The organism is Parahoeflea olei, from assembly GCF_001703635.1.
GTDB classification, from domain to species: domain Bacteria; phylum Pseudomonadota; class Alphaproteobacteria; order Rhizobiales; family Rhizobiaceae; genus Hoeflea; species Hoeflea olei.
Window position 1 is genome coordinate 106,010 of the sequence record NZ_LQZT01000001.1, and the last position, 11,819, is coordinate 117,828.

11 protein-coding genes are annotated in these 11,819 nt (G+C 66.1%); 7 read left to right on the top strand and 4 right to left on the bottom strand.

From position 1 onward, the window contains the following. Together AWJ14_RS22615 and AWJ14_RS00530 are read right to left on the bottom strand one after the other, a co-directional pair. A partial coding sequence (locus AWJ14_RS22615) for a glycoside hydrolase family 9 protein (protein ID WP_245304082.1) occupies positions 1–1,437 on the bottom strand: 1,437 nt, incomplete at its 3' end. A gap of 145 nt (positions 1,438–1,582) precedes the next feature. Continuing rightward, complete coding sequence (locus tag AWJ14_RS00530) at positions 1,583–2,428, bottom strand: alpha/beta hydrolase (protein WP_066173436.1); 846 nt, start codon at positions 2,426–2,428, stop codon at positions 1,583–1,585. Positions 2,429–2,631: 203 nt separating this feature from the next. Between AWJ14_RS00530 and AWJ14_RS00535 the strand changes: the two genes are divergently transcribed. From AWJ14_RS00535 to AWJ14_RS00550, 4 genes are all read left to right on the top strand, one after another. Then, a complete protein-coding gene (locus AWJ14_RS00535; RefSeq protein ID WP_171904789.1) occupies positions 2,632–3,972 on the top strand; it encodes an NAD(P)-dependent oxidoreductase in 1,341 nt (446 codons plus the stop codon). A 16-nt stretch (positions 3,973–3,988) separates the two neighbouring features. Then, positions 3,989–5,299 carry an NAD-dependent dihydropyrimidine dehydrogenase subunit PreA gene (gene preA / locus AWJ14_RS00540; protein WP_066173439.1) on the top strand — a complete coding sequence of 437 codons (1,311 nt, stop codon included), beginning with the start codon at positions 3,989–3,991 and terminating at the stop codon, positions 5,297–5,299. A 114-nt stretch (positions 5,300–5,413) separates the two neighbouring features. Next, a complete protein-coding gene (locus AWJ14_RS00545) occupies positions 5,414–6,004 on the top strand; it encodes a DUF2799 domain-containing protein (protein WP_066173442.1) in 591 nt (196 codons plus the stop codon). Positions 6,005–6,021: 17 nt separating this feature from the next. Further along, on the top strand, positions 6,022–6,645 hold the full coding sequence (locus AWJ14_RS00550) for a class I SAM-dependent methyltransferase (protein WP_066174735.1): 624 nt from the start codon (positions 6,022–6,024) through the stop codon (positions 6,643–6,645). Positions 6,646–6,665: 20 nt separating this feature from the next. Here AWJ14_RS00550 and arsC read toward each other — a convergent pair whose 3' ends face one another. After that, a complete protein-coding gene (arsC, locus tag AWJ14_RS00555) occupies positions 6,666–7,070 on the bottom strand; it encodes an arsenate reductase (glutaredoxin) (protein ID WP_066173444.1) in 405 nt (134 codons plus the stop codon). 240 nt (positions 7,071–7,310) lie between these two features. On the opposite strand from arsC, the gene AWJ14_RS00560 reads away from it, so the two are divergent. Continuing rightward, a complete protein-coding gene (locus AWJ14_RS00560) occupies positions 7,311–8,069 on the top strand; it encodes an SDR family oxidoreductase (RefSeq protein ID WP_066173446.1) in 759 nt (252 codons plus the stop codon). Between the two features lie 24 nt (positions 8,070–8,093). Here the strand turns inward: AWJ14_RS00560 and AWJ14_RS00565 are convergent, their stop codons facing one another. After that, on the bottom strand, positions 8,094–8,771 hold the full coding sequence (locus AWJ14_RS00565) for a TetR family transcriptional regulator C-terminal domain-containing protein (protein ID WP_066173450.1): 678 nt from the start codon (positions 8,769–8,771) through the stop codon (positions 8,094–8,096). 211 nt (positions 8,772–8,982) lie between these two features. On the opposite strand from AWJ14_RS00565, the gene aptA reads away from it, so the two are divergent. Further along, entirely contained in the window at positions 8,983–10,311 is a 1,329-nt protein-coding gene (gene aptA / locus AWJ14_RS00570; RefSeq protein ID WP_066173453.1) for an omega-aminotransferase AptA, read from the top strand. A 2-nt stretch (positions 10,312–10,313) separates the two neighbouring features. Then, positions 10,314–11,804, top strand: a complete 1,491-nt coding sequence (locus tag AWJ14_RS00575; RefSeq protein WP_066173456.1) for a CoA-acylating methylmalonate-semialdehyde dehydrogenase — start codon at positions 10,314–10,316, stop codon at positions 11,802–11,804. The last annotated feature ends 15 nt before the right edge of the window (positions 11,805–11,819 follow it).

The following is an 11,819-nucleotide window of genomic DNA, read 5'->3' on the forward strand; positions in this document are numbered from 1 at the left end:
CACCGGCCGCCCCGGCTCGCACAGGGCACGCGCCCAGGCCGCGATGGCGGCGAGGTTCAGCGTTGCCGCCGTCGAGGGGCGGTGCAGCACCCGTTCCTCGCTGTCGCGGTCCGGCATCAGCGGCACCGGCGGCCAGCCCTTTCCATGCAGCTTGTGATGCGCCATGCCGGCATAGGTCTCGCCCTCGGGCACGGTCATGGCCATCAGGAAATCGAGTTCCCAGCGTGCCTCGTCGAGAATGTCGGGGATGCCGTTGCCCGCCTCGGGGATGGGGAAGAACCGGTCGGAGAGCGCCGGCGACGCACCGCCGCTGAAGCTGAGCGCGCGCTCGTAGACCGAGAGCAGTTGCGCCGTGGCGATGCCGCCATTCACGACATATTTGCCGAAATCGCCGGCATCGTACCAGCCGCCCGCGACATCGAGCCGGTAGTCACAGCTCCAGGGCTCGACATAGATCTTGCGCGCGGTCGGGGCGTCGAGGCAGGTCACCGAGCTATCGCCCCGGTTGGGCGGCCGGCCCGCATGCCCGGCCGGGCGGCCATAGCCCTTGCCGGCCAGATCTTCCCGGATCTCGATCCCGCTGCGCACCTTGTAGAAATAGGAGAGCGCATCGGCGCGCAACCGGTCGTAAAGCCCGGTCGCAATCGCAAAGGGCGGGCTGGTCTCGCCGTCAGCCACAAGGCGGAAGCCGTCGCCGGTTGCGCGCACGCCGCTGAAATCGATCAGCTGCACGTCAAGGCCGGAGGCCGGGTCGTGGCCGTGCGCCGTGGTCTTGCCCGAGGCCACGGCCTCGCCCGCGGCCGAGACCAGCGTCCAGTCGACCATCCCGCCCGTCTTCACCAAAGTCGCCCGCTTCGGCCCGTCGGGGACATAGGCGGTCTGGTTGACGCGGATCCGCGACGGCTGAACAGATGACGCCGCCGCCGGCGCCGGTTGCCCGCTGATCACCGAAGCCGCATGCAGGCAGAAGCGCCAGGCTGTGTCCGATCCGCCGAGCTGGAACACCAGTTGCGCGTCGGCCACGTCCTCGCCCGCTGTGAAATCCGTGTCCACAACGGTCTTGTCGCCGGCCAGGCGCCGGACGACTTCGCCTTGCGCGACCCAAGGCGGCCGCGCCTCCTGCACCAGCGCCCGCATCGACCCACCGGGTTCGCCCGAGGCGATCAGCGACAGCCGGTAGCTTTCCCCCTTGGCGAGGGTCAGGCCATTGATGCCGAGGATCGCATCCCACGGCTTCTCGCTCCCCGCCGCCACCATGCCGCAGAGCGCGCCGGGGCCATAGTCCATGGTGATGTTGGGCGTCGCCCACCAGTCGCCCTGGCGCGTGGATCGAGTGAACGCGGGATCGGGCAGCAGTTCAGCCGCAGCAGCCGCGGATGGCAGGATGTGCGCGACCAGCAAAGCCAGCAGTCCGATCTTGGCCTTGGGATGCGACATGGCTGTTTCCGGGTCCGGGATCGGGAACGGGCGGCCCTGATGCAGGGCTGTGGGTGAAAAGCCTAGGGGCTTGCCGTGAACAAAGCTTTAACCGGCCCCGCACCCTGCCCCGCACCCCGGTTGCGGGGCCTTGGGCGCGCCGCGGTCAGCCGGCCGCCTGGTCGAGCCCGAGAAAGGCACGACAGAGCGGGTGGTTCGGGTCGGCGAGACCGTCGATGACGTTGAAATGATGCCGGCCCTGATCCTCGTGCATCCGCACCGGCGTCGAAAACCCGCGCCACATCTCGTAGAGCGCGCGGTTCTGGCGGACGAATTCCGGCCGCTCCGCCGCCCCCACCCAGGCCATCACCGGGATCGGCGCACGCGGCTCGAGCAGCACCGGGCTTTCGGCCTGGGCTTCCGCGTCGTCGATCTTGAGCGTGTCATTCATCGCGGTCAGCATGATCGGGCGCAGGTCGTGCACGCCGGATATCGAGGTCACGCCCGCAATCCGCGCCGTCACCGCATCGGAAAGAAGCGCCGGCCCGCTGATCATCCGCGTGACCAGTTGCCCGCCCGCGGAATGGCCGGTGAGACGGATCGGCCCTGCGACCTCGTTCGCCGCAAAGCCGATGGCGGCCGCCACCTCGCGGCCGATGCCGGCGATGCGATTGTCCGGGCACAGCGTGTAGCTTGGCATCGCCACCGCATAGCCATGGGCGAGCGGGCCTGCCGCCAGATGCGACCATTCCGACTTGGAAAAGGCGCGCCAGTAGCCGCCATGGACGAACACCGCGAGGCCTTTGGGCGCACTCTCCGGCAGGAACAGGTCGAGCCGGTTGCGCTCGGCGGGTCCATAGGCAAGGTCGAGCCGTGCCCGGCCGGCCGCCGCCAGGGCGTCACGGAAAGCCTCTGCCTGGCGGCTCCATTGCGGCGGATAGTCTGCCGCGCCCTCGATATGGGCGCCATTCGCATAGGCATCGTCATAGTCGGAAATCGGATAGTCAGTCACGGCACCCCTCCTGAGCAAGCATCCTTCATAACGGGGCTCGGCAAAACTGCAAACACGCCGCCCATGGCAAATATTTATCATTCGATAAAAAATTTGACCTTTTGATAAAACCGCTTCATTCTTCCGCGATAGCGGCGACCGGGACGCTGAGGAGTGTGACCGGAAAAGACCGCAGACAAGGTTCTCGCAAAGAGGGGGTCCTGATGACGATGGCCGAGACGACCGGCGTGAAGGCGAAACGTCTTTCCGACGCCGAATATGCCGACAATTTTTCCGATATCCATCCGCTCTTGACGGCGCACGAGGCGCTGGTGGAGGCGGACCGGTGCTATTTCTGCTACGACGCACCGTGCATGACCGCCTGCCCGACCTCGATCGACATTCCGATGTTCATCCGCAAGATCCAGGCCGGCAATCCGGTGGGGTCGGCCAAGACCATCTTCGAGCAGAACATCCTGGGCGGCATGTGCGCCCGCGTCTGCCCGACCGAGACGCTGTGCGAAGAGGCCTGCGTGCGCGAAACCGCCGAGGGCAAGCCGGTCAAGATCGGCCAGCTGCAGCGCTACGCCACCGACACCTATATGAGCCGGGAGCTGCCGCATCCCTTCAAACGAGCCGCCGCCACCGGCAAGAAGGTCGCCGTCGTCGGCGCCGGCCCGGCCGGGCTCTCCTGCGCCCACCGCCTCGCCATGCACGGCCACGACGTGGTGATCTACGAAGCCCGCCCCAAGCCCGGTGGGCTCAACGAATACGGCATCGCCAGCTACAAGGCGACCAACAATTTCGCCCAGCGCGAGATCGAGTGGCTGATGCAGATCGGCGGCATCGAGCTCAAGCTCGGCCAGCGGCTCGGCACCGACATCTCGGTCGAAAGCCTCGCCGAATCCCATGACGCCGTCTTCATCGGCATCGGCCTGTCCTCGGCCTACACGCTCAACATTCCCGGCTCGGACCTGCCCGGCGTCGAGGCGGCGATCGATTTCATCGCCCGCCTGCGCCAGGCCGAGGACAAGTCCACCCTGCCGGTGGGCCAGGACGTGGTGGTGATCGGCGGCGGCATGACGGCGGTCGACGCGGCGGTGCAGTCGAAGCTGCTCGGCGCCCGCACCGTCTCGCTGGTCTATCGCCGCAGCCGCGAGCAGATGCCTGCCAGCCGCTACGAACAGGAACTGGCCGCCGCCCACGGCGTGCACCTCGTGTTCAACGCGAAACCGGTCAGGATCTCTGGCGCCAACGCGGTGGAAAGCGTCGAATTCGAATATACCCGTCAGGACGGCGCCAATCTGGTGGGCACCGGGGAGACCGTGGAAATCCCCGCCAACCAGGTGCTGGCCGCGATCGGCCAGTGGATGGAAGCGGAGGTCGGCGAGCTCGAACTCGACGGCACCACGCTCGCCCGCACGCCCGAAAACAGGAGCCCGATGCCCTATCCCAACGTCTGGGTCGGCGGCGACTGCGCCCATGGCGGCGAGGACCTGACGGTGGTCGCGGTCGAGGACGGCAAGATCGCCGCCGAAAACATTCACAAAACGCTGATGGCTTGAGGGAGGAAGAGATATCATGGCTGACCTGTCCACCAATTTTCTCGGCATCAAGTCCCCCAACCCCTTCTGGCTCGCCTCCGCGCCGCCGACCGACAAGGCCTACAATGTCGAACGCGCCTTCGAGGCCGGCTGGGGCGGCGTGGTCTGGAAGACGCTCGGCGAGGCCGGCCCGCCGGTCGTCAATGTCAACGGCCCGCGCTACGGCGCGATCTGGGGTCCCGACCGGAGGCTTCTGGGCCTCAACAATATCGAGCTGATCACCGACCGCGATCTCGAGATCAACCTCAGGGAAATCACCGAGGTCAAGAAACGCTGGCCCGACCGGGCGATGATCGTCTCGATCATGGTGCCCTGCGAGGAGCAAAGCTGGAAGGCGATCCTGCCGCGCGTCGAGGACACCGGCGCCGACGGCATCGAACTCAATTTCGGCTGCCCGCACGGCATGAGCGAGCGCGGCATGGGCGCGGCCGTGGGCCAGGTGCCCGAATACATCCGGATGGTGGCCGAGTGGTGCAAGCAGTATTCGAAGCTTCCGGTGATCGTGAAGCTGACCCCCAACATCACCGACATCCGCTATCCTGCCCGCGCGGCCAAGGCCGGCGGCGCCGACGCGGTCTCGCTGATCAACACCATCTCCTCGATCGTCTCGGTCGATCTCGACAATTTCGCGCCAATGCCGACCATTGACGGCAAGGGCTCGCATGGCGGCTATTGCGGCCCGGCGGTCAAGCCGATCGCGCTCAACATGGTGGCCGAGATCGCCCGCGATCCCGAAACCCGCGGCCTGCCGATCTCCGGCATCGGCGGGGTCAGCACCTGGCGCGACGCCGCCGAGTTCATCGCGCTCGGCTGCGGCACGGTGCAGGTCTGCACCGCGGCCATGACCTACGGCTTCAAGATCGTGCAGGAAATGGCGCAGGGCCTGTCGGACTGGATGGACGAGAAGGGCTACGCCACGATCGCCGATTTCCAGAGCCGGGCCGTGCCCAATGTCACCGACTGGCAGTATCTCAACCTCAACTACGTCACCAAGGCCAAGATCGACCAGGACCTGTGCATCAAATGCGGCCGCTGCCACATCGCCTGCGAGGACACCTCGCACCAGGCGATCACCTCGACGGTTGACGGGGTGCGCTATTTCGAGGTGATGGAGGACGAATGCGTGGGCTGCAACCTGTGCGTCAATGTCTGCCCGATCGACGACTGCATCACCATGGTGCGGATGACCGACGGCGCCGACCCGCGCACAGGCAAGCCGATCGATCCGGACTACGCCAACTGGACCACGCATCCCAACAATCCGATGGCGAGGCAGGCCGCCGAATAGCCCGGTCCACACTTCCGCTCCGAAGGCCCCGTTGACAAAACGGGGCCTTTGGCTTTTCTGGATTTCGGGTTCCCGAGGGGAATTCAAGGGGTTCAAGGGGATGGGGAGAGTGGCATGAAACTGAGGATTGCCATGCTGGTTGCAGCCGGCGCGCTGGCTGCGTCGTGTCAGACGATGTCGAAGGAGGAATGCTCGGTCGCCGACTGGCGCGTGGTCGGGGAACAGGACGGGGCCGCGGGCTATGCGCCGCAGGACCGGTTTGCCGGTCACGTCAAGGCCTGCACCAAGGCCGGCGTCAATCCCGACCAGACGCTGTGGTACCAGGGCTACCAGCAGGGCCTGCCGCGCTACTGCACGCCGCTCAACGGCCTGAGCGTGGGCAGCCAGGGCAAGAGCTACGCCAATGTCTGCCCGACCAATCTCGATCCCGCCTTCCGCGAAGGCTACGACCTGGGCCGGATCCATTACGACAAGAAGCAGGAAATCAGCAATCTCGAGATGCGCATCCGCACCCTCGAGGCGGCGATCCGCACCGACGAGGATCTGGTCCGCAACAGCAAGACCGACACCCGCGACATCCAGCGCCGGATCGATTCCAACCGCTGGCAGATCCGCGACCTCGAACGCGAAGCCGGTCGGCTCGACAGCGACCTGCGACGGATCGAGGCCGACATGGACAATTTCCGCTACGCCCGCGGCGCTTGAGGCGAAAGGCGGGCGGCGTGACGAAACAACGGGAACCGCTTTCCGCCCTCGCAGGCCGGACCGTCGACACCTATGAACGCCAGGCCACGCGCTATGATGCCGAGCGCGGGAAATCGCTGTTCGAACGGCCCTGGCTCGACCGGTTCTCAAGCCTGCTGCCGCCAGGTGGCTCGGTGCTCGATGCCGGCTGCGGCACGGGCGACCCGATCGCGCACGATCTCGCCCGGCGCGGTCTCCGCGTGACCGGCGTTGACGCGGCGCAGGCGATGATCGCTCTGGCACGGCAAAAACACCCCGGCGGCGACTGGCGCCAGGCGGACATGCGCACGCTCGATCTCGGGACGGTGTTCGACGGGGTGATTGCCTGGGACAGCTTCTTCCACCTGACCGGGGACGAGCAGCGCGCAACGCTGCCCCGGCTCGCGGGGCATCTGAAGCCCCGCGGCGCGCTGATGCTCACGGTCGGGCCTGAGGCCGGCGAAGTGGTGGGCGCGGTCGGCGGCGCCCCCGTTTTTCACGCAAGCCTTTCGCCGGATGACTACCGCGCGGTGCTCACCGGTCTCGGCCTCGCGGTGATCGATTTCGTGCCCGAAGATCCGGACTGCAACGGCCACTCGGTGCTGCTCGCCCAACGCACCTGATCAGGACACCAGATCAGGCGCTACGGCGCGGTGATCACCTCGCCGTCCTCCTTGGTGAAGGTCGTGCCCCGCGGCACCTCGAGCAGCGCGAACACCGCTTCCGACGGCCGGCACAGCTTGACGCCTTTCGGCGTGCAGACGATCGGCCGGTTGACCAGCACCGGATGCGCGACCATCGCCTCCAGGATCGCCTCGTCGCTGACGGATGGATCGGTGAGGCCCAGTTCCTCCGCGGGCGACTTCGATACCCGCAAGGCCGCGCGCGGCGTGAGCCCCGCGGCAGCGAACAGGCCCTGCAGCTGCGGCTTGGTCCATCCCGTCTTGAGATATTCGATGACCACCGGCTCGCCGGCAAAGGCGCGGATGATTTCGAGCACGTTGCGCGACGTGCCGCAGCCCGGATTGTGGTGAATGACGATGCTCATGGCGGTGTCTCCTGCGCGTGGCGTCCGGGCCAGGGATTAACGCAATCGCCTCCTCCGCGCCAGAGTTCATATCACGATTTCTTGATTTGTCAGGCCATCCATGGGTCCGGCCGGGCGTCGAAGACGCCGGTCAGGACACTCGGTCCGGACGCGTCGCCCGAACCGGCAGCAGCCATTGAACCGCGCTTGATTGCTCCGCCCATCCGCGCCAGAAAGAACGGGCAAGAGAGAGGAAGCAAAATGACGATCGACCTGAACGGCAAGACGGCCCTGATCACCGGCGCGAGCCGCGGCATCGGCGAAGCGGCAGCCCGCATCATGGCGGGCTACGGCGCCAATGTCGTGCTGGCGGCGCGCTCGCAGGGGGATACCAATCGGATCGCCTCGGAAATCGGCGAGCGGGCGCTGGCTGTCACCTGCGACGTGGCGCGTTACGGCGATATCGAGAACGCCGTCAACCAGGCCGTCAAGAGCTTCGGCCGCCTCGATATCCTCGTCAACAATGCCGGCGTGATCGATCCCATCGCCCGGATCGCCGAGTCCGACCCGGAGGCCTGGGACCAGGCGGTCGATATCAACGTCAAGGGCGTCTATCACGGCCTGCGCGCGGCCATCCCCGTGATGAAACGGCAGGGCGGCGGCGTCATCGTCAACATCTCTTCGGGCGCTGCCAGCAATGCGCTCGAAGGCTGGAGCCATTACTGCGCCACCAAGGCCGCGGTGCTGATGCTGACGCGCTGCGCCCACTTGGAATGCGTTGCCGACAAGATCCGCGTGGTCGGCCTGTCCCCTGGCACCGTGGCGACCGACATGCAGCGCTCGATCAAGTCTTCCGGCGTCAATCCGGTGAGCCGGCTCGACTGGTCCGATCACATCCCGCCCGAATGGGCCGGTGAGGCCATCGCCTGGCTTTCGACCGACGCCGCCCGCCCCTATGACGGCGGCGACATGTCATTGAGGACCGAGGAAGCGCGCCGCGCGGTCGGGCTGATCAGCTAGGCTGGCGCCGGCCGCACCGCCTTTCTACGGAGCGCGCACCCGTGGCCCGGCGGCGTCCTGCGCCGCCCCCTTCGGCCGCAAGCCATCGAGAAACAGCGTTTCGAGATAGCGCGCCGCATCCTCGAACCGGCCGGCGGCACCCCGGTCAGGCCCGAGGATCACCTGCACCTGGGCATCGAAATCGGCATAATGCTGGGTCGTCGACCAGATCGAGAAGATCAGGTGGCGCGGATCGACGGTGTTGATCTTTCCCGCCTTCATCCATCCCGTGAGCACGCCGGCCTTTTCGTCGACCAGCGGCTTGAGTTCGCTTTCGAGCACGCGCCTGATCCGCGGCGCGCCCTGCAGGATCTCGTTGGCGAACAACCGGCTTTCGCGCGGGAAATCGCGCGCCATCTCGAGTTTGCGGCGGATATAGGACTGCAGTTCCGGCAAGGGCTCGCCCACCGCGTCGAGCGCTCGCAAGGGTTCGAGCCAAGTTTCCAGAAGCCGCAGGATCAGCGCCTCGTAGATGTCCTGCTTGCGCCGGAAATAATAGAGAAGATTGGGTTTCGACATGCCCGCATGGGCGGCGATCCGGTCGATGGTCGCACCACGGAAGCCGTGAACGGAGAATTCCTCCAGCGCCGCGTCGAGGATCTTCTCCTCGTTTTCGAGCTGAATGCGCGTCTTGCGCTGGGTTTCCGTCGCGCGTGCCTTCAAGTGCTGCGTTTCCCCCTGCCCATCGAGGCTCCGGTCCGCGACAGCCGGTCCGGTCCGGCGTCACAGAATGGGCCTTGACCGCCCGATTGGCGCTGCTAGAGTTTTATCAAACAGTCAAGATTTCGCAACACAGCATTTGCGAAGCATAAAAGCCCGGAAAGGGCAGTTGACTGAAGCACAGGGAACAGTCGCGTCAGGAGGCGCTCCAGCCATGTCCAACAGGCACATCGCCACGCCCAACGATTTTCGTGCGTTCTGGATGCCGTTCACCGCCAACCGGCAGTTCAAGCAGAACCCGCGCATGCTGGTGGGCGCCAAGGACATGCATTTCACCGCCTCCGACGGCCGCCAGATCCTTGACGGCACAGCCGGGCTCTGGTGCGTCAATGCCGGCCATTGCCGCCCGAAGATCACCGAGGCGATCGCCCAGCAGGCCGGCGAACTCGATTATGCGCCCGCCTTCCAGATGGGGCATCCGAAAGCGTTCGAACTCGCCAACCGGCTGGTCGACATCGCCCCCGAAGGCATGAACCATGTGCTCTTCACCAATTCCGGCTCGGAATCGGTCGAGACCGCGCTCAAGGTGGCGCTCGCCTGGCATCGCGCCCGCGGCGACGGCTCGCGCACCCGGCTGATCGGCCGCGAGCGCGGCTATCACGGCGTCAACTTCGGCGGCATATCGGTGGGCGGCATCGTCGCCAACCGCAAGATGTTCGGCACGCTTCTGACCGGCGTCGACCACATGCCGCACACCCACCAGCCCGCAAGGAACGCCTTCACCAGGGGCCAGCCCGAGCATGGCGGCGATCTCGCGAGCGAACTCGAGCGCATCGTCACGCTGCACGACGCCTCCACCATCGCCGCCGTCATCGTCGAGCCGGTGGCGGGCTCGACCGGCGTGCTGATCCCGCCCAAGGGCTATCTCCAGAAGCTGCGCGAGATCTGCACCAGGCACGGCATCCTTCTGATCTTCGACGAGGTGATCACCGGCTACGGCCGGCTCGGCGCGCCCTTTGCCGCGCAGTATTACGATGTCATGCCCGACATCATCACCACCGCCAAAGGACTGACCAATGGCGTGATCCCGATGGGCGCGGTGTTCGTGACCTCCGCAATCCACGACGCCTTCATGCAGGGCCCTGAGCACCTGATCGAGTTCTTCCACGGCTACACCTATTCGGGCAATCCGATCGCCTCGGCGGCGGCCCTCGCGACACTAGACACCTACAGGGAAGAGGGCCTGCTCACGCGCGCGGCCGAGCTCTCCCCCTACTGGGAGGAGCAGCTGCATTCGCTGAAGGGCTGCCCGCATGTCATCGACATCCGCAACACCGGTCTCATTGGCGCGATCGAGCTTGAGCCGGTCGCCGGCGAACCCACCAAGCGCGCCTTCTCGGCGTTCCTGAGGGCGTATGAGCAAGGCCTGCTGATCCGCACCACCGGCGACATCATCGCGCTGTCGCCGCCGCTCATCATCTCCAAGGAGCAGATCGACCAGCTTTTCGACACGCTCCGCAAGGTTCTCACACAGGTAGACTGACCATGCAGATCATCGAAAACGCCATCGGCGGCAAACTCACGACATCGGCGTCCGACCGGAGGTCCGCGGTGTTCAATCCCGCGACCGGCGAGCAGATCGCCGAGCTGCCGCTGTCGACGGTGGACGAAATCAACGCCGCCGTCGCCAATGCCAAGGCCGCACAACCGGCCTGGGGCGCGATGCCGCCGCTCAAGCGCGCGCGCTTCATGTTCAAGTTCAAGGAGCTGCTCGACCAGCACGCAGCCGACATCGCCCGTGAGATTTCGCGCGAACACGGCAAGACCCATGACGATGCGCTCGGCGAAGTGGCCCGCGGCATCGAGGTGGTGGAATTCGCCTGCGGCATCCCCAACCTTCTGAAAGGTGATTTTTCCCGCAATGTCGGCCCGGGCGTCGATTCCATCGCCGACCGCCAGCCCTTGGGCGTCGTCGCCGGCATCACCCCGTTCAACTTTCCGGCCATGGTGCCGATGTGGATGTACCCGATCGCCATCGCCTGCGGGAACACCTTCGTGCTCAAGCCCTCCGAGCGCGATCCCTCGGCGCCGATGCTGGCCTGGAAATTGTTTCAGGAAGCGGGCTTCCCGGATGGGGTCTTGAACGTCGTCCACGGCGACAAGCTCGCCGTCGACACGCTGCTCGACCACCCCGACGTCAAGGCGGTGAGCTTCGTCGGCTCCACCCCGATCGCCGAATATGTCTATGCCCGCGGCACCGCCAAGGGCAAGCGCGTGCAGGCTTTGGGCGGGGCCAAGAACCACATGGTGATCATGCCCGACGCCGACATGGACCAGGCCGCCGACGCGCTGATGGGCGCGGGCTACGGCTCTGCCGGCGAGCGCTGCATGGCGATCTCGGTCGCCGTTCCCGTGGGCGAGAAGACCGCCGACGCGCTGGTCGCCAAGCTGAAACCCCGTGTCGAGGCGCTGAAGATCGGTCCCTCCACCGACGAATCCGCCGAGATGGGTCCGGTGGTGACGAAGCAGCACCAGGAGAAGGTGCTCGGCTATATCGACCAGGGCGTGAAGGAAGGTGCTGACCTCGTGGTCGACGGCCGCGGCTTCTCGCTGCAGGGCTACGAGAACGGCTATTTCGTGGGCGGCACGCTGTTCGACCGCGTGACCACCGACATGACCATCTACAAGGAAGAGATCTTCGGCCCGGTGCTCTCGGTGGTCCGCGCCGGCACGTTCGACGACGCCGTCAAGATGATCAACGAGCATGAATACGGCAACGGCACCGCGATCTTCACCCGCGACGGCGACGCCGCGCGCGCCTTCTCCGACGCGATCGAAGTGGGCATGGTCGGCGTCAACGTGCCGATCCCGGTGCCGGTCGCCTATCATTCCTTCGGCGGCTGGAAGCGCTCGCTGTTCGGCGACCACTCGATCTACGGCCCCGAGGGCGTGCGCTTCTACACCCGCCTCAAGACCATCACCTCGCGCTGGCCCAACGGCATCAAGTCCGGCGCTGTCTTCACCTTCCCGAGCTAAGCCCGCCCCGCGAAC